16 protein-coding genes are annotated in these 16,633 nt (G+C 65.9%); 5 read left to right on the top strand and 11 right to left on the bottom strand.

Going from position 1 to position 16,633, the window contains the following annotated elements; translation table 11 throughout:
* Positions 1 to 76: 76 nt before the first annotated feature.
* The 4 genes from acnD to KF707C_RS09940 form a co-directional block, all read right to left on the bottom strand.
* Positions 77 to 2,686 carry a Fe/S-dependent 2-methylisocitrate dehydratase AcnD gene (gene acnD / locus KF707C_RS09955; RefSeq protein ID WP_004422440.1) on the bottom strand — a complete coding sequence of 870 codons (2,610 nt, stop codon included), beginning with the start codon at positions 2,684 to 2,686 and terminating at the stop codon, positions 77 to 79.
* Between the two features lies 1 nt (position 2,687).
* The gene (gene prpC, locus KF707C_RS09950) at positions 2,688 to 3,848 is read right to left on the bottom strand and encodes a bifunctional 2-methylcitrate synthase/citrate synthase (RefSeq protein ID WP_004422438.1); all 1,161 of its coding nucleotides are present in this window, start codon (positions 3,846 to 3,848) and stop codon (positions 2,688 to 2,690) included.
* A gap of 70 nt (positions 3,849 to 3,918) precedes the next feature.
* On the bottom strand, positions 3,919 to 4,806 hold the full coding sequence (prpB, locus tag KF707C_RS09945) for a methylisocitrate lyase (RefSeq protein WP_004422435.1): 888 nt from the start codon (positions 4,804 to 4,806) through the stop codon (positions 3,919 to 3,921).
* Positions 4,803 to 5,525, bottom strand: a complete 723-nt coding sequence (locus tag KF707C_RS09940; protein ID WP_004422434.1) for a GntR family transcriptional regulator — start codon at positions 5,523 to 5,525, stop codon at positions 4,803 to 4,805. The genes prpB and KF707C_RS09940 overlap by 4 nt, the downstream gene beginning before the upstream one ends.
* 304 nt (positions 5,526 to 5,829) lie before the next feature.
* Between KF707C_RS09940 and rloA the strand changes: the two genes are divergently transcribed.
* From rloA to KF707C_RS09925, 3 genes are read left to right on the top strand one after another with little or no spacing between them, the layout of a single operon-like run.
* Complete coding sequence (gene rloA / locus KF707C_RS09935) at positions 5,830 to 6,366, top strand: retropepsin-like aspartic peptidase RloA (RefSeq protein WP_004422433.1); 537 nt, start codon at positions 5,830 to 5,832, stop codon at positions 6,364 to 6,366.
* Between the two features lie 5 nt (positions 6,367 to 6,371).
* Positions 6,372 to 7,898: an osmotic stress tolerance membrane protein RloB gene (gene rloB, locus KF707C_RS09930; RefSeq protein ID WP_004422431.1), complete on the top strand. Its 1,527-nt coding sequence runs from the start codon at positions 6,372 to 6,374 to the stop codon at positions 7,896 to 7,898.
* Between the two features lie 4 nt (positions 7,899 to 7,902).
* Positions 7,903 to 8,889: an alpha-L-glutamate ligase-like protein gene (locus tag KF707C_RS09925; protein ID WP_004422429.1), complete on the top strand. Its 987-nt coding sequence runs from the start codon at positions 7,903 to 7,905 to the stop codon at positions 8,887 to 8,889.
* A gap of 248 nt (positions 8,890 to 9,137) precedes the next feature.
* Here the strand turns inward: KF707C_RS09925 and speE are convergent, their stop codons facing one another.
* Entirely contained in the window at positions 9,138 to 9,998 is an 861-nt protein-coding gene (speE, locus tag KF707C_RS09920; RefSeq protein ID WP_004422426.1) for a polyamine aminopropyltransferase, read from the bottom strand.
* Positions 9,999 to 10,203: 205 nt separating this feature from the next.
* On the opposite strand from speE, the gene KF707C_RS09915 reads away from it, so the two are divergent.
* Positions 10,204 to 11,067: a DNA-3-methyladenine glycosylase family protein gene (locus tag KF707C_RS09915; protein ID WP_004422425.1), complete on the top strand. Its 864-nt coding sequence runs from the start codon at positions 10,204 to 10,206 to the stop codon at positions 11,065 to 11,067.
* On the top strand, positions 11,067 to 11,567 hold the full coding sequence (locus tag KF707C_RS09910) for a methylated-DNA--[protein]-cysteine S-methyltransferase (protein ID WP_036994151.1): 501 nt from the start codon (positions 11,067 to 11,069) through the stop codon (positions 11,565 to 11,567). Before KF707C_RS09915 ends, KF707C_RS09910 begins: the two co-directional genes overlap by 1 nt.
* Before the next feature lie 6 nt (positions 11,568 to 11,573).
* Here the strand turns inward: KF707C_RS09910 and KF707C_RS09905 are convergent, their stop codons facing one another.
* The 6 genes from KF707C_RS09905 to aroC form a co-directional block, all read right to left on the bottom strand.
* Positions 11,574 to 12,098 carry a histidine phosphatase family protein gene (locus tag KF707C_RS09905; RefSeq protein WP_004422422.1) on the bottom strand — a complete coding sequence of 175 codons (525 nt, stop codon included), beginning with the start codon at positions 12,096 to 12,098 and terminating at the stop codon, positions 11,574 to 11,576.
* A 163-nt stretch (positions 12,099 to 12,261) separates the two neighbouring features.
* Positions 12,262 to 12,945 (bottom strand): acireductone synthase, encoded by a 684-nt coding sequence (gene mtnC / locus KF707C_RS09900; protein ID WP_004422420.1) that lies wholly within the window; start codon positions 12,943 to 12,945, stop codon positions 12,262 to 12,264.
* 102 nt (positions 12,946 to 13,047) lie between these two features.
* Positions 13,048 to 13,593 carry a 1,2-dihydroxy-3-keto-5-methylthiopentene dioxygenase gene (locus KF707C_RS09895; RefSeq protein WP_004422418.1) on the bottom strand — a complete coding sequence of 182 codons (546 nt, stop codon included), beginning with the start codon at positions 13,591 to 13,593 and terminating at the stop codon, positions 13,048 to 13,050.
* Between the two features lie 88 nt (positions 13,594 to 13,681).
* A complete protein-coding gene (locus tag KF707C_RS09890) occupies positions 13,682 to 14,296 on the bottom strand; it encodes a methylthioribulose 1-phosphate dehydratase (protein WP_004422416.1) in 615 nt (204 codons plus the stop codon).
* A complete protein-coding gene (locus tag KF707C_RS09885; RefSeq protein WP_004422415.1) occupies positions 14,293 to 15,453 on the bottom strand; it encodes an MFS transporter in 1,161 nt (386 codons plus the stop codon). Before KF707C_RS09885 ends, KF707C_RS09890 begins: the two co-directional genes overlap by 4 nt.
* Complete coding sequence (aroC, locus tag KF707C_RS09880; protein ID WP_004422413.1) at positions 15,450 to 16,541, bottom strand: chorismate synthase; 1,092 nt, start codon at positions 16,539 to 16,541, stop codon at positions 15,450 to 15,452. Before aroC ends, KF707C_RS09885 begins: the two co-directional genes overlap by 4 nt.
* Positions 16,542 to 16,633: the final 92 nt, after the last annotated feature.

The following is a 16,633-nucleotide window of genomic DNA, read 5'->3' as shown; positions in this document are numbered from 1 at the left end:
GGACGGGTTGAGCGGAGCGATACCTGAGCGGCGCACGGATGCCGGGTATCGCTTCGCTCAACGCCAACCTAGATTTCTATACCGCGGACGCTTCCAGGAAGTCCTGGGCGAAGCGTTGCAACACGCCACCCGCCTCGTAGATGGACACCTCCTCGGCGGTATCCAGACGGCAGGTCACGGGCACCTTGAGGGACTCGCCATTGGTGCGGCGGATCACCAGAGTGAGGTCCGCGCGCGGCTTGCGCTCGCCGATCACGTCGAAGGTTTCGGTGCCGTCGATGCCCAGGGTCTTGCGGGTGGTGCCCGGCTTGAACTCCAGGGGCAGCACGCCCATGCCGATCAGGTTGGTGCGGTGGATGCGCTCGAAGCCCTCGGCGACGATGGCCTCGACACCCGCCAGGCGCACGCCCTTGGCCGCCCAGTCGCGGGACGAGCCCTGACCGTAGTCAGCGCCGGCGATGATGATCAGCGGCTGCTTGCGCTCCATGTAGGTCTCGATGGCTTCCCACATGCGCATCACCTTGCCGTCCGGCTCGACGCGCGCCAGGGACCCCTTCTTCACCTCGCCGTTCACCACGGCCATCTCGTTCACCAGTTGCGGGTTGGCGAAAGTGGCGCGCTGCGCGGTCAGGTGGTCGCCACGGTGAGTGGCGTAGGAGTTGAAGTCCTCTTCCGGCAAGCCCATCTTCGCCAGGTACTCGCCGGCGGCGGAGCTGGCCAGGATGGCGTTGGACGGCGACAGGTGGTCAGTGGTGATGTTGTCCGGCAACACCGCCAGCGGGCGCATGCCCTTGAGGGTCCGCTCGCCGGCCAGGGCGCCTTCCCAGTAAGGCGGACGACGGATGTAGGTGGACATCGGACGCCAGTCGTACAGCGGGCTTTCCGCCTCCTTGACCGCCCCCAGGTCGAACATCGGGATGTACACCTGCTTGAACTGCTCCGGCTTCACGGCGGCGGCGACGATGGCGTCGATCTCCTCATCGCTCGGCCACAGGTCCTTCAGGGTGACGGGGTTTCCGGCCGCGTCGTGGCCCAGCACGTCCTGCTCGATATCGAAGCGCACGGTACCGGCGATGGCGTAGGCCACCACCAGCGGCGGCGAAGCCAGAAAGGCCTGCTTGGCATAGGGGTGGATACGGCCATCGAAGTTGCGGTTACCCGACAGGACGGCGGTGGCGTACAGGTCGCGATCGATGATCTCCTGCTGGATCGCCGGGTCCAGCGCGCCGGACATGCCATTGCAGGTGGTGCAGGCGTAGCCGACGATGCCGAAGCCGAGCTTCTCCAGCTCCGGCAGCAGCCCGGACTCCTCCAGGTACAGCTTGGCCACCTTGGAACCGGGGGCGAAGGACGTCTTCACCCAGGGCTTGCGCACCAGGCCCAGGGCATTGGCCTTCTTCGCCACCAGCCCGGCGGCGACCACGTTGCGTGGGTTGGAGGTGTTGGTGCAACTGGTGATGGCGGCGATGATCACCGCGCCATCGGGCATCAGCCCTTCGGCCTCCTCGCCCTTTCCGGCCTCCAGCTTGGCTTCGTCGGCGATGCCGCGCTCGGCCAGGGCCGAGGTGGGCAGGCGGCGGTGCGGGTTGCTCGGGCCGGCCATGTTACGCACCACGGTGGACAGGTCGAACTCCAGCACCCGCTCGTACTCGGCGGTGACCAGCGCGCTGCTCCAGAGGCCGAGGGTCTTGGCGTACTGCTCCACCAGGGCCACCTGCTCCGGCTCGCGACCGGTCAGCTTCAGGTAGTCGAGGGTCTGCTGGTCGATGTAGAACATCGCCGCGGTGGCGCCGTATTCCGGGCACATGTTGGAGATGGTGGCGCGGTCGCCGATGGACAGGCTGTCCGCCCCTTCGCCGAAGAACTCGACGTAGGCGCCCACCACCCGCTCCTTGCGCAGGAACTCGGTCAGGGCCAGGACGATGTCGGTGGCGGTGATGCCGGGCTGGCGCTTGCCGGAGAGGCGGACGCCGACGATATCGGGCAGGCGCATCATGGACGCGCGACCCAGCATCACGGTCTCCGCTTCCAGGCCGCCGACGCCAATGGCGATCACGCCCAGGGCGTCGACATGGGGTGTGTGGCTATCGGTGCCGACGCAGGTGTCGGGGAAGGCCACGCCGCCGCGCGCCTGGATCACCGGGCTCATTTTCTCCAGGTTGATCTGGTGCATGATGCCGTTGCCGGCCGGGATCACGTCGACGTTCTTGAAGGCGGTCTTGGTCCACTCGATGAAGTGGAAGCGATCCTCGTTGCGGCGCTCTTCAACGGCCCGGTTCTTCTCGAAGGCGTCCGGGTCGAAGCCCGCGTATTCCACCGCCAGGGAGTGATCGACGATCAACTGGGTCGGGACCACCGGGTTGACCTTGGACGGGTCCCCGCCCTTCTCCGCGATGGCGTCGCGCAGGCCGGCCAGGTCCACCAGCGCGGTCTGGCCGAGGATGTCGTGGCAGACCACGCGCGCCGGGTACCAGGGAAAGTCCAGGTCGCGCTTACGGTAGATCAGCTGCTCCAGGGAGGCGGTCAGGCTTTCCGGGTCGCAGCGGCGCACCAACTGCTCGGCCAGCACGCGACTGGTGTAGGGCAGCCCGGCCCAGGCGCCGGGCTTGATGGCATCCACCGCCGCCGGCGCGTTGTAGTAGTCCAGGTCGGTGCCTGGCAGGCGTTCACGGTATTGGCTGTTCATCTTATTTACGATCCTTGAGCGGCACGAACTTCAGGTCCTCGGGACCGACGTAGTTGGCGCTCGGGCGAATGATCTTGCCGTCGATGCGCTGCTCGATGACATGGCTGGACCAGCCCGAGGTGCGGGCGATCACGAACAGCGGGGTGAACATGGCGGTGGGTACGCCCATCATGTGGTAGCTGACGGCGCTGAACCAATCGAGGTTGGGGAACATCTTCTTGATTTCCCACATGGTGCTTTCCAGACGCTCGGCGATGTCGAACATCTTGGTGTTGCCCTGCTCGGCGGACAGCTCGCGGGCGACTTCCTTGATCACCTTGTTGCGCGGATCGGACACGGTGTAGACCGGGTGGCCGAAGCCGATGATCACTTCCTTCTTCTCGACCCGGGCGCGGATGTCGGCTTCGGCCTCATCCGGGCTGTCGTAGCGCTTCTGCACCTCGAAGGCCACTTCGTTGGCACCGCCGTGCTTGGGACCGCGCAGGGCGCCGATGGCGCCGGCGATGCAGGAGTGCATGTCCGAACCGGTGCCGGCGATCACCCGGGAGGTGAAGGTCGAGGCGTTGAATTCGTGCTCGGCGTAGAGGATCAGCGAGGTGTGCATGGCGCGCACCCAGGATTCGCGCGGTTTCTCACCGTGCAGCAGGTGCAGGAAGTGACCGCCGATGGAATCGTCGTCGGTCTCCACTTCGATGCGCTTGCCGTTGTGGCTGTAGTGATACCAATAGAGGAGCGCGGAACCCAGGGAGGCCATCAGCTTGTCGGCGATGTCACGGGCGCCCGGGTGGTTGTGGTCATCCTTCTCGGGCGCCAGGCAACCCAGCACCGACACGGCGGTGCGCATCACGTCCATCGGGTGGGCCGAGGGCGGCAGCTGTTCCAGGACCGCCTTGACGCCGGCGGGCAGGCCGCGCAGGGCCTTCAGCTTGGCCTTGTAGCCCGCCAGCTCGGCGACATTGGGCAGCTTGCCGTGCACCAGCAGGTGAGCGATTTCCTCGAACTCGCAGGTGGTGGCGACATCGAGGATGTCATAGCCACGGTAGTGAAGGTCGTTACCGCTGCGGCCTACGGTGCAGAGGGCGGTGTTGCCGGCGGCGGTGCCGGACAGGGCCACGGATTTCTTCGGCTTGAAGCCCTGGGCGGTGGTTTCGGTGGTGCTCATCGCATTGTCCTCATCTGATCCGGTCGGATGAATTTCTTGTTGTGCGCGGGCCATCCAGCCCGCGTCCCGATCACTTCTTGCTGGCGGCGAACAGCGCATCGAGCTTCTGCTCGAAGGCGTGGTAGCCGATACGGTCATAGAGTTCGGCGCGAGTCTGCATCAACTCGATGACATTCTTCTGGTGCCCCTCCTGGCGGATCGCGGTGTAGACCGCCTCAGCCGCCTTGTTCGCGGCGCGGAAGGCCGACAGCGGGTAGAGCTGGATGGCCACGCCGACGGAGGCCAGCTCATCGCGGGTGAACAACGGCGTGGCGCCGAATTCGGTGATGTTGGCCAGGATCGGTACGTTCAGCGCCTCGACGAAGCGCTGGTAGGTGGGCAGGTCATAGGCGGCCTCGGCGAAGATGCCGTCGGCACCGGCCTCCACGTAGCGCTGGCAGCGCTCGATGGCGGCATCCACGCCTTCGGCCTGGATGGCGTCGGTGCGAGCGATCAGGAAGAAGTCCGGATCGGTCTTGGCATCGGCGGCCGCACGCACGCGATCCACCATCTCTTCGCAGGACACGATTTCCTTGCCCGGACGGTGGCCGCAGCGCTTGGCGCCCACCTGATCCTCGATATGGGCGGCGGCGGCGCCGGCCTTGATCAGGCTCTTCACGGTGCGTTCGATATTGAAGGCACTGGGGCCGAAGCCGGTGTCGATGTCCACCAGCAGCGGCAGGTCGCAGACATCGGTGATGCGACGCACATCGGTCAGCACGTCGTCCAGGGTGTTGATGCCGAGATCCGGCAGGCCGAGGGAGCCCGCCGCCACGCCGCCGCCGGACAGGTAGATGGCGCGGAAGCCCGCGCGCTTGGCCAGCAGCGCGTGGTTGGCGTTGATGGCACCGATCACCTGCAGCGGTTTTTCTTCGGCGAGGGCCTGGCGGAAACGCTGGCCGGCGGAAAGCTGGGTCATGAATCACCTCGTGTCTTGGACGGGTTGGCGAGCGCATCCTGGTAGTGGCGCTCGATATTGCGCTTGGAAGCACCGATGTGACGGCGCATCAGCAACTCGGCCAGTTCGCCGTCTCGGTCGGCGATGGCGTCGAGAATCCGGTGGTGCTCGTTGAAGGCCTGGCGAGGCCGGTTCGGCACCGAGGAAAACTGCAGGCGATACATGCGCACCAGCTGGTACAGCTCGCCGCACAGCATCTTGGTCAGGGTCTGGTTGCCGCTGCCCTGGATGATCCGGTAGTGGAAGTCGAAGTCGCCTTCCTGCTGGTAGTAGCCACGGCCGGCCTGGAAGGCCTCGTCGCGCTCATGGGTATCCAGCACCCGGCGCAACTCATCGATGTCCGATTGGGTCATGCGCTCGGCCGCCAGGCGGCAGGCCATGCCTTCGAGGGATTCGCGGATCTCGTACAACTCGATCAGCTCAGTCGCACTCAGCGACACCACCCGCGCGCCGACATGGGGCACCCGCACCAGCAGGCGCTGACCCTCGAGGCGATGGATCGCCTCCCGCAGCGGTCCTCGGCTGATGCCGTAGGTTCGCGCCAGCTCAGGTTCGGAAATCTTGCTGCCCGGCGCGATATCGCCCCGGACGATGGCCGCCTGGATGCGCCGGAAGACGGTTTCGGCGAGGGTCTCCGAGTCCAGCTGATCGACCACGGGGCTTTCGGTGATATCCAACATGATTGTCGACACATTTCAATGCGAGTGACGCAAAACTACCCCTCAAGCCTCAGCAATGTCAAACACGAAGCGATGAATTGTCGACAATCCATCGATTAACCCGGTTAGCCGGCCGTATGCGTCCACCTCCGCCCGACGCCAGGGGTGGCTGTCACGCCGGAAAATCCGCGTGTTAGAATGCGCGCCGCCAGCGCCAGTCTGGGCGCCACTGACTTGCCTGCTAGACTCCCAGACCAGGCGCCGCCGCCACGAAGGCCGTGGGCCGGGCTCCTGGACCGATGACCGCGTTACGCCCAAAGGACTTATGACACTCAAGCCCTTCGCCCCGATTGCCTGCCTGCTCGCCCTTCCCGGCCTGGGCCTTGCCAACGAGAAGACCGTCTACGGCCTCAACGAGTACGCCCGGCTGAAGGACCTCGACCTCGAAGTCGCCGCCAAGCTCGACACCGGCGCCAAGACCGCTTCCCTCAGCGCCCGCGATATCAAACGTTTCAAGAAGGATGGGGAAACCTGGGTACGCTTCTACCTGGCCATCGACGACGCCCACGAACACCCGATCGAACGTCCCCTGGCGCGCATCAGCAAGATCAAGCGGCGCGCCGGCGACTTCAATCCCGAGGAAGGCAAGACCTACACTGCACGCCCGGTAATCGAACTCGAGGTGTGCATGGGCAGGGCCCTGCGACAAATTGAAGTGAACCTCACGGACCGCAGTGCATTCCAATACCCGCTTCTGATCGGCTCCGAGGCGCTCAAGCGCTTCGACGCACAGATCGACCCGAGCCTTAAATACGCAGCCGGTAAACCGGCTTGCACCACCGACGCAAACTCTGACGAGTAACCCACATGCGCTCTCTTACCCTGCATCTGAAAGTCCTGATCACCCTGTTGGTGAGCCTGGGCATTCTGATAACGGCCTACCAGATCTTCATCCAGGGCATCCCGATCACCGAGGATGAAACCGACGACCTCTGGAACATCGACGCCAAGGTCGAGTTCCAGGCCAGCCCGCGTGACCCGATCAAGGTGCAGATGTTCGTGCCGCCGCTGAACCGGGACTACGTCAGCCTCAACGAGAGCTTCATCTCCAACAACTACGGCGTGAGCATCAATCGCGCGGACGGCAACCGCAAGGTGACCTGGTCCGCCCGTCGCGCCAGCGGCAACCAGACCCTCTATTACCGCCTGGTGCTGACCAAGCGCTACAGCGGCGAGAAGCCCAAGGACAAGGGGCCGATCTTCCGCGACAGCATCCCGGTCGAGGGCCCGGAGAAGATCGCCGCCGAAGCCCTGCTGGCCCCCATCCGCCAGCACTCGGCCGACGTCGAGACCTTCATCAGCGAGACCATCAAGCGGGTCAACAACCTCAACGATGACAACGTCAAGCTGCTGCTGTCCGGCGACCCGAGCACGCCCAACAAGGCCCGGGTGATCGAACTGCTGCTGTCCATCGCCCACGTGCCCATGGAGCGCGTGCACACCATCCGCCTGGTGAGCGAGCAGGCCCAGAGCCCCGAACTCTGGCTGCGCAGCTTCAACGGCGAGAACTGGCTGTACTTCAACCCCGAGTCCGGCGAGCAGGGCCTGCCCAGCGACCGCCTGATCTGGTGGACCGGTGACGAACCGCTGATCACCGTCGACGGCGGCAAGAAGGCCCAGGTGACCTTCAGCATGAACAACAGCGAGATGAACGCCATCCGCCTCGCCAAGCTGACCGACGAGAACACCGACGCCGACTTCCTCGAGTACTCGCTCTACGGCCTGCCGCTGCAGACCCAGCAGACCTACCAGATCATGATCATGATCCCCATCGGCGTGCTGGTGATCCTGATCCTGCGCAACCTCGGCGGCCTGCAGACCCTCGGCACCTTCACCCCGGTGCTGATCGCCCTGGCCTTCCGCGAGACCCAGTTGGGCTTCGGCATCGTGCTCTTCACCATCATCACGGCGCTTGGCCTGTCGCTGCGCTCGTACCTCGAGCACCTGAAGCTGCAGATGCTGCCGCGCCTGTCGGTGGTGCTCACCTTCGTCGTGGTGCTGATCGCGGTCATCAGCCTGCTGAGCCACAAGCTCGGCCTGGAGCGCGGCCTGTCCGTGGCCCTGTTCCCCATGGTGATCCTGACCATGACCATCGAGCGCCTGTCCATCACCTGGGAAGAGCGCGGCGGCGGCCATGCCTTCAAGGTGGCGATCGGCACCCTGATCGCGGCTACCCTGGCACACCTGCTGATGACCATTCCGGAGCTGACCTACTTCATCTTCACCTTCCCGGCCGTGCTGCTGATCATGGTGGGCTTCATGCTGGCGATGGGTCGCTACCGCGGCTACCGCCTGACCGAACTGTTCCGCTTCAAAGCCTTCGTGAAGGACTGAGCCCATGTTCGGCCTGATCAAGACCTGGAAAGCCCTTGAAGCCAAAGGCATCATGGGCATCAACCGGCGAAACGCGGACTACGTGCTGAAGTACAACAAGCGGCACCTGTACCCGATCGTCGACGACAAGATCATCACCAAGCAGCGCGCCATCGAGGCGGGGATCCACGTACCCGAGATGTACGGGATCATTTCCACCGAGAAGGAGATCGACAAGCTCGACGAGATCATCGGCGAGCGCAACGACTTCGTGATCAAGCCGGCGCAGGGCGCCGGCGGCGACGGCATCCTGGTGATCGCCGACCGCTTCGAAGGCCGCTACAAGACCGTCTCCGGCAAGATCATCAGCCACGAGGAGATCGAGCATCAGATCTCCTCGATCCTCACCGGCCTCTACTCCCTCGGCGGACACCGCGACCGTGCGCTGATCGAGTACCGCGTCACGCCGGACCCGATCTTCAAGAGCATCAGCTACGAAGGCGTGCCCGACATCCGCATCATCGTGCTGATGGGCTACCCGGTGATGGCCATGCTGCGCCTGCCCACCCGCCAGTCCAGCGGCAAGGCCAACCTGCACCAGGGCGCCATCGGCGTGGGCGTCGACCTCGCCACCGGCATCACCCTGCGCGGCACCTGGCTGAACAACAAGATCGCCAAGCACCCGGACACCACCAACGCGGTGGACGGCGTGCAGCTGCCCAACTGGGACGGCTTCATGAAGCTGGCGGCCGGCTGCTACGAGCTCTGCGGCCTGGGCTACATCGGCGTCGACATGGTGCTGGACGTGGACAAGGGCCCGCTGATCCTGGAACTCAACGCCCGCCCCGGCCTGAATATCCAGATCGCCAACGACTGTGGCCTGACCCATCGCGCCCACGCCGTCGAGGCCCGCCTCGAGGAGCTGAAGGCCAAGGGCATCCAGGAGTCTCCGGAAGAGCGCGTGCGCTTCTCCCAGGAGCTGTTCGGCCATGTGAGGCCGGCGGAGATCTGATCGCGCCCTGCGTTGAAAAAGCCCGGCCAAGTGCCGGGCTTTTTTGTGCTTCGTGGTTTGGGCTTCGGTAGCCCAGTTCATTTCCGCGTGGGCGGCGGGTTTCCGTTTCGCCCTCCCGTGCGAATCCCCCTCTAGCTTTGGGAGAGAGGCGGGGGGAGAGGGAAGCATCAGGCTGCGAGGCCCGGCGTAGCTTCGTCGCTCTACAAAAAAGGGGCCTTGCGGCCCCTTCTTCATGTACCCGCACGACCTCAGTCGTTGCTCGGCTTGTTCACCGCGTGCAGCACGTACTGCGGCAGCGCGAAGGCGCCCTGGTGGATCTCGGGGTTGTAGTAGCGGGTGACGATGCCACTGCCGGCGAAGCGCTGGCGCAGGGTCTCCAGCGGCAGCTTGCGCAGCTCGGGGTCGGTGGCGCCCCAGGCGAAGGTCATGGCGCCGCCGATGTAGGTGGGCACCGCCGCCTGGTAGAAGTGCCAGTCGGCGAACAGGCCGTTCATGCGGCTGGCGGTGGTCTGCACCTCGCCCAGTTGCATGAAGGGCGTGCCGTTCTGGGTCACCAGCACGCCACCATCGTTCAGGCAGCGGCGGCAGGCCTGGTAGAAGTTCTCGGAGAACAGCACCTCGCCAGGACCGATGGGGTCGGTGGAGTCGGAGATGATGACGTCGAACTTCTCCTCGGTGGTGGCGACGAAACGCATGCCGTCGTCGATCACCAGGTTCAGGCGCGGGTCTTCATAGGCGCCCTTGGAATGGTTCGGCAGGTACTCCTTGCACATGTCGACCACGGTGCCGTCGATCTCCACCATGGTGATGCGCTCGATGTCCCGGTGCTTGCGCACTTCCCGCAGCATGCCGCCGTCGCCACCGCCGATGATCAGCACGCTTCTCACCGCGCCATGGGCGAGGATCGGCACGTGGGTCAGCATTTCGTGGTAGATGAACTCGTCCGCCTCGGTGGTCTGGATCACACCATCCAGGGCCATCACGCGGCCCATGCGGGCGTTCTCGAAGATCACCAGATGCTGGTGCTCGGTACGCACTTCGTGAAGCAGCTTGTCCATGCGGAAGCGCTGGCCATAGCCGTCGTAGAGAGTTTCCTGGTAATCGCTCATGGGTAGTCTCCCCTGCTGGCTGTATTAGCGGACGGTGCTTCCGCCCCATGAAAAGGCGCGCATTCTACGATGGCTTGCATGTCAGGTCGAACCGCAGCAGGCGGAATTTGAAAGTCGGTTTCGCAAAGACGGCGCCATAGCAGGAGACTATCGTCACACCCTGACAGCCAACGCTCCCTTTGAATCCCGCGAGCCCAACGAGCCCATGCGCCTTGACTATTTGGAGCCCTGGAGCTGGCAGCAGTTCCAGCAACATTTCGCCTTGCGGCGGCTGCCCGGCGTCGAGTGCCTGGACGACGGCAGCTACTCCCGCAGCTTCCGCCTTGCCGGCCGTTCCGGCTGGTTCCGCCTGCGCCCGGCATCGGGCTTCCTGGAGTTGGAGCTCAGCGCCTCCGCACGGGGGCTGGAATCGCGGCTCGTCCCACGCGTCCGCCGCATGTTCGACCTGGACAGCGACCCTATCGCCATCGCCCGGCACCTGGGCCGGGACCCGCTGCTGAAAGACCTCATCGATCGCTATCCGGGCCTGCGCCTACCCGTGGCCTTCGATCCCTTCGAGCAGGGCGTGCGCACCATCATTGGCCAGCAAGTGACGGTCAAGGCGGCCGTGACCATCGCCGGGCGCCTGGTGGAGCGCCTGGGTACCCCCTTGGAGGATGCCCCCGAAGGCGGGCCCCTGCGCCTGTTCCCGACCGCCCGCGCCATCGCCGACGACCCATTGCCCGGCATCGGCATGCCCGGCAGGCGTGTCGACACCCTGCGTCGCTTCGCCGCCGCAGTGGCCGACCAGGAGCTGGAGCTGAACCTGGAGGCGGGGGTCGACGCCCTGGTGGAGCGGCTCTGCGCCCTCCCCGGCATCGGCCGCTGGACCGCCGAATACATCGCCCTGCGCGCATTCGGCGAACCGGACGCCTTTCCCACCGCCGACCTCGGCCTGCTCAAATCACCGCTCTGGGGGCCGGACGGCATCAGCGCCAGGGCGCTGGCCGGCCACGCCGAACGCTGGCGCCCCTGGCGCGCCTACGCAGCCGTCTACCTCTGGCAGAGCTACGCCCTGGAGAATGGATGATGTATTTCCGCTATCACGAAAGCCCCACCGGCCCCCTGCTGCTGGCCGGCGACGAGTCCGGCCTGCGGATGCTGCACATGGACAACTCCGAACACTGGCAACCCAGGGAAGGCTGGCGACCGGCGGACCGCCAGCTGGATGACGCCTGCCGCCAACTGGACCGCTACTTCGCCGGGCGCCTGAAGCGTTTCGAGCTGCGCCTGGCCCCGCACGGCACCCCCTTCCAGCAAGCGGTCTGGCAGGCCCTGCAGGACATCCCCTACGGCCGGACCATCAGCTACGGCGAGCTGGCCGAGCGCATCGGTCGCCCGAGGTCGATCCGCGCCGTAGGCACCGCCAATGGCGCCAACCCGATCTCGATCATCATCCCCTGCCACCGGGTGATCGGCCGCGACGGCAGCCTTACCGGTTATGCCGGTGGCCTTTCGCGCAAGGCCCTGCTACTCAAACTGGAAGGCCTGCGGCTGCAACCGGAACAGGACCAGCTGCTGCTGATCTGAAAGGCGTCAGGGTTGGGCGATGCGCGCCAGCACCTTCGGCGGGTCGTCCAGGGGCAGCGCGATGATCATCCCCTCCCCGCTCCTGGGCGAGAATCCGGTCAGCGCCTTGATGTTCACCTGGTGGCTGACCATCACCACCGGACGGTCCTTCGGCACCTTCTCGATGGCCTTGCGCAACTCGACGGTCTGGGCCGCCTGGCTGTCCGGATCGCTGAAGAACGAGTCCAGCGCGGACAGGGTTTCCACCGCGCCCAAGCCCATTTCCTGGGCGGTGTCCTGGGCGCGGCACCAGTTGCTGCTGTAGAGCCGGGGCTGCTCCACGTCGCGCCCCTTGAGCAGTCGGCCCCAACGCCGCGCCTCCCGACGGCCCTTCTCGTCAAGGTTGCGCTGGGTGCTGCAATCCCCCAGACGAAAACCTTCGGGATCGCCGACACCCGGAGCGGTGGTATGGCGCAGCAGGAGGAACGCCTTGCCCTCACGCAGGGCCTGCCAGGCGGACCGCTGGTCGGCCACCGCCGGCATGGCCAGCATCGCCGTCAACAGCAGGACGAGGAAACAGGCGCCGTAAACCCTGAACGCCCCCGGTCGGAGCCAGGTAACGACAACACAGCGGCGGGGACCCATGGGGACGCTCCCGGGTGGATGCAGTCACCTCAAGGATAGATCGGCTCCGCCCCGCCTTCCGCCGGGTGACTCAGAAGCGCGCCAGGTCGATCACCGCAAAGCTGGCGACGGTCTCGTGGCCGTCGAGCACCCCGCCCTCCCGGGCCAGGCCAACGGTTTGCAGGCCGGCCTCGCGGGCCGCATCCAGCTCCTGCACCACATCGGAGAGGAAGAGGATCTCCTCCCCGGGTCGGCCGATGGCGCTGGCGATGCGGCGGTAGGAATCCGCCTCGCGCTTGGGCCCGGAAGTGGTGTCGAAGTAGCCGGAGAACAGCGGCGACAGGTCGCCGGCCTCGGAACAGCCGAAGATCAGCTTCTGCGCCTGGATGGAGCCGGAGGAGTAGACGTAGAGGTCGTACCCTTCCTGCTTCCAGCGGCGCAGGGCTTCCACCGCGTCCGGGTAGACGTGCCCCTTGAGTTGTCCGGCCTGGTAGCCCTGCTCCCAGACCATGCCCTGCAACGCCTTGAGCGGCGTGGCCTTGCGGTCTTCAGCGATCCAGCCGAGGAGGATCTCCACCACCCGCTGGACGCTGGCGTCGGGCTCGCCACTGTCCCGCCGCACCGCATCCAGCTGGGTGGCCACCTCCGGTTCGTCGGCACGGGCCAGGACGAACTCGGGCAGATGACGGGCGGCGAAGGGGAAGAGGACGTCGAAGACGAAGCTCACCGCGCTGGTGGTGCCTTCGATGTCGGTGAGGATGGCTTTGATGGGCATGGGGAACTCCAGATAAATCGGGTACTGCCGTCGCAGGAGCCCGCTTGCTGGCGAATTCGCGGGTACGGTTCGCGAGCACGCTCGCTCCTGCAGCAGCCGGGGTCAGTCTTCCAGCTGCGGGAAGCGCTTGGCGATGGCGTCGCCGGTGAACTGGGCGACCCAGCCTTCCGGGTTGTTGAACAGGCGGATCGCCACGAAGTGCGGGTGCTCGCCCATGTCGAACCAGTGGCGGGTGCCGGCGGGCACGGAGATCAGGTCATTCTTCTCGCAGAGCACGGCGTAGACCTGCTCGTCGATATGCAGGGTGAACAGCCCGCGGCCGGCGACGAAGAAACGCACCTCATCTTCGCCGTGGCGATGCTCGTCGAGGAACTTGGCCCGCAGTTCGGCCTTCTGCGGGTGATCGCTGTTCAGGCTGACCACGTCGACGGTGACGTAGCCCTGCTCCTGCATCAGGCGGTCGATCTGGGGACGGTAGGCGGCGATCACCTCATCCTGGCTGGCACCGGGCGCGATGGGCGCCGAGGCCTCCCAGCGCTCGAAGCGCACGCCGACCTCGGCGAGGGTGGAGGCGATGTCCTCCACATGGGTCAGCACCTTGCTCGGCAGGTCGGGGCTGGATTCGTGGTAGACGGTCAGGCTGCTCATGGGTTTGCTCCTTTTGGGGCGTCCGCCCGGCACTTGGGCGGGTCGGACGGCACCGCGTTCAGTCAGGCGCCTTCTCGGGAAGGCAGCGTCAGCGCCGGGTGATGGCCAGGGTCTTCAGCTCGCACTCGAAGAGGAACTCGAAGGCTTCGACCTGGCGCAGGGCGTCGCTCATGCGCGGCCCCCAAGTATAGAGACCGTGGCCGCGGATCAGGTAACCCACGCAATCGGGATGCTCGTCCAGCCAGGGCTGCACCCGGGCTGCCAGGCGGGCGATGTCCTGGTCGTTGTCGAAGATCGGCACCAGCACCTGGGACTCGTGGGTGCTGATGCCGCTGAAGGCTTTCTGCAGCTCGTAATCGGCGAACACCAGGGAGTCGGCCAGCGTCAGTCGCGACAGCACGGTGGCATTCACCGAGTGGGTATGCAGCACCGCGCCAATCTCCGGCTTCCAGCGGTAGAGCTGGGTGTGCAGCAGGGTTTCCGCCGAAGGCTTCTTGCCGGGCTCGAGGCTGTTGCCGTCCAGGTCGGTGGCCAGCACGTCGTCCGGACCCAGTTGGCCCTTGTGCTTGCCGGACACGGTGAGCAGCGCCTGGTCGGCGGCGAGCCGGGTGGAATAGTTGCTGCTGGTGGCCGGGGACCAGCCGCGCCCATAGAGGAAGCGTCCGGCGTCGATGATGTCCTGGGCGAGTTGTTGGCGATTCATGCCCGCTCCTCCTGCAATCGGATGGCAATGATAACGGCTGCGGCGGTGGCCGCGAGACTGGCGATGACGTAGGTCCAGAGCGGCCCCAGGCTGCTCCAGGTGTAGCCTGAGTAGAGCGCGCCAAGGGCGCCGCCGATGCCGGCCAAGGCGGCGTAGAGCGCCTGGCCCTGGCCCTGCTGGCCGGCCCCGAACCGACGTTGCACGAAATGGATGGCGGCTGCGTGAAAGCTGCCGAAGGTGAAGGCATGCAGCACTTGCGCGAACAGCAGCACCGGCAACTGGTCGGCGAAGCTGCCCAGCAGCAGCCAGCGCAGCGCGGCGACCAGGAAGCTGGCCAGCAGCACCGTCCGCACCGGGAAGCGCGCGAGGATACTGGCCATGACGAGGAACAGCAGCACCTCGGCCACCACGCCCAGGGCCCAGAGCTGGCCGATCAGGCTGCGGGAATAGCCGAGGCTCTCCAGGTAGATGGTCTGGAAGCTGTAGTAGGGCCCGTGGGACAGCTGCATCAGTCCGACACAGCCGTAGAAGGCCAGCACGCCGGGCTGGCGCAGCTGGGCGAGGAAACCGCCCTCCCCGCCCTGGCCCGCGCGCGACTGCGGCGCGGCGTTGGGGACCCAGAAGCTGCTGAGGACGATGCCGCCCATGATCAGCACCAGCGCCCAGGGGTAGCTGTCCAGGCTGAACAGCTCGAACAGCTTGCCGAGGCCGATCACCGTGAGGATGAAGCCGATGGAGCCCCAGAGCCTCACCTGGCTGTAGCGCGCCGCCTGGTCACGCAGGTGGGCCAGGGTGATCACCTCGAACTGGGGCAGCACCGCGTGCCAGAAGAAGGCGTGCAGGGCCATGATCAGCGCCAGCCAGGCGTAGCTGTGGCTGACGAAGATCAGGGAAAAGGTCACCAGGGTGCAGAAGGCCCCCAGGCGCACGATCTCCAGCCGCCGTCCGCTGCGATCCCCCAGCCAGCCCCAGAGATTCGGCGCCACGCAGCGCATCAGCATGGGAATGGCCAGCAGCTCGCCGATGCGGGCGCTGGAGAATCCGAGGTGCGCGAAGTAGAGACCCAGAAAGGGCGCCGTGGCGCCCAGCAGGGAAAAGTAGAAGAGGTAGAAGCTGGACAGCCGCCAGTAGGGCAGCGCGTTCGCGCCGCCCGTCACAGCTGCCGGAGCACCGGGGTCGCCACCTGTACGCCGGCGTTCTGGGCACGATGACGCAGCAGGTGGTCCATCAGCACGATGGCCATCATGGCTTCGGCGATGGGGGTGGCGCGGATGCCTACGCAGGGGTCATGACGCCCCTTGGTGATCACCTCCACCGGGTTGCCGTCCACATCGATGGAGCGACCGGGGGTGGTGATGCTGGAGGTGGGCTTGAGGGCCAGGTTGGCGACGATCGGCTGGCCGGAGGAGATACCGCCGAGGATGCCGCCGGCATTGTTGCTGAGGAAGCCTTCCGGGGTCATCTCGTCACGGTGCTCGGTACCGCGCTGGGCGACACTGTCGAAGCCCGCGCCGATCTCCACCCCCTTCACCGCGTTAATGCTCATCAGCGCGTGGGCCAGCTCGGCGTCCAGGCGATCGAAGATGGGCTCGCCCAGGCCCGGCGGCACGCCTTCGGCGACCACGGTGATCTTCGCGCCCACCGAGTCCTGGTCACGACGCAGCTGGTCCATGTAGGCCTCCAGCTCCGGCACCTTGTCCGGGTCCGGGCTGAAGAAGGCGTTCTGCTCCACCGAGTCCCAGGTCTTGAAGGGGATCTCGATGGGACCGAGCTGACTCATGTAGCCGCGTACGCTGATGCCCTGGGTCGCCAGGAACTTCTTGGCGATGGCCCCGGCGGCCACGCGCATGGCGGTTTCCCGGGCGGACGAACGGCCACCGCCACGGTAGTCGCGGATTCCGTACTTGTGGTGGTAGCTGTAGTCGGCATGGGCCGGGCGGAACAGGTCCTTGATGGCCGAGTAGTCCTTGGACTTCTGGTCGGTGTTGCGGATCAGCAGGCCGATGGAGCAACCGGTGGTGCGCCCCTCGAAGACGCCGGAGAGGATCTCGACCTCATCCGCTTCCTGGCGCTGGGTGGTGTGGCGGCTGGTACCCGGTTTGCGGCGATCGAGGTCTCGCTGCAGGTCCTCCAGGGAAATCTCCAGCCCCGGCGGGCAGCCGTCGACGATGGCGACCAGCGCCGGACCATGGCTTTCGCCAGCGGTGGTGACGGTGAACAGCTTGCCGTAGGTATTGCCGGACATGCACAGTGCTCCGCAGAAATGGACCTCGATTCGAAGGCCGAGGAGTATACCCGTGGCCCTGCCCCAGTTCACCCCTCAGAACCACGGGGCGG

Origin of the sequence: Pseudomonas furukawaii, assembly GCF_002355475.1 — a bacterium.
Taxonomy (GTDB): domain Bacteria; phylum Pseudomonadota; class Gammaproteobacteria; order Pseudomonadales; family Pseudomonadaceae; genus Metapseudomonas; species Metapseudomonas furukawaii.
The sequence above is the reverse complement of the archived record's forward strand: the minus strand, read 5'-3'. Positions and strand labels throughout refer to the sequence as shown.

Excerpts from the sequence above, each read along its gene's own strand:
- KF707C_RS09915 (WP_004422425.1), top strand. The coding sequence starts at position 10,204 with ATGCGCCTTGACTATTTGGAGCCCTGGAGCTGGCAGCAGTTCCAGCAA.
- acnD (WP_004422440.1), bottom strand. The coding sequence starts at position 2,686 with ATGAACAGCCAATACCGTGAACGCCTGCCAGGCACCGACCTGGACTAC.
- rloB (WP_004422431.1), top strand. The coding sequence starts at position 6,372 with ATGCGCTCTCTTACCCTGCATCTGAAAGTCCTGATCACCCTGTTGGTG.
- prpC (WP_004422438.1), bottom strand. The coding sequence starts at position 3,848 with ATGAGCACCACCGAAACCACCGCCCAGGGCTTCAAGCCGAAGAAATCC.
- rloA (WP_004422433.1), top strand. The coding sequence starts at position 5,830 with ATGACACTCAAGCCCTTCGCCCCGATTGCCTGCCTGCTCGCCCTTCCC.
- KF707C_RS09910 (WP_036994151.1), top strand. The coding sequence starts at position 11,067 with ATGTATTTCCGCTATCACGAAAGCCCCACCGGCCCCCTGCTGCTGGCC.
- aroC (WP_004422413.1), bottom strand. The coding sequence starts at position 16,541 with ATGTCCGGCAATACCTACGGCAAGCTGTTCACCGTCACCACCGCTGGC.
- prpB (WP_004422435.1), bottom strand. The coding sequence starts at position 4,806 with ATGACCCAGCTTTCCGCCGGCCAGCGTTTCCGCCAGGCCCTCGCCGAA.
- KF707C_RS09905 (WP_004422422.1), bottom strand. The coding sequence starts at position 12,098 with ATGCTGGCCATGCCGGCGGTGGCCGACCAGCGGTCCGCCTGGCAGGCC.
- KF707C_RS09890 (WP_004422416.1), bottom strand. The coding sequence starts at position 14,296 with ATGAATCGCCAACAACTCGCCCAGGACATCATCGACGCCGGACGCTTC.
- speE (WP_004422426.1), bottom strand. The coding sequence starts at position 9,998 with ATGAGCGATTACCAGGAAACTCTCTACGACGGCTATGGCCAGCGCTTC.
- mtnC (WP_004422420.1), bottom strand. The coding sequence starts at position 12,945 with ATGCCCATCAAAGCCATCCTCACCGACATCGAAGGCACCACCAGCGCG.
- KF707C_RS09925 (WP_004422429.1), top strand. The coding sequence starts at position 7,903 with ATGTTCGGCCTGATCAAGACCTGGAAAGCCCTTGAAGCCAAAGGCATC.
- KF707C_RS09895 (WP_004422418.1), bottom strand. The coding sequence starts at position 13,593 with ATGAGCAGCCTGACCGTCTACCACGAATCCAGCCCCGACCTGCCGAGC.
- KF707C_RS09940 (WP_004422434.1), bottom strand. The coding sequence starts at position 5,525 with ATGTTGGATATCACCGAAAGCCCCGTGGTCGATCAGCTGGACTCGGAG.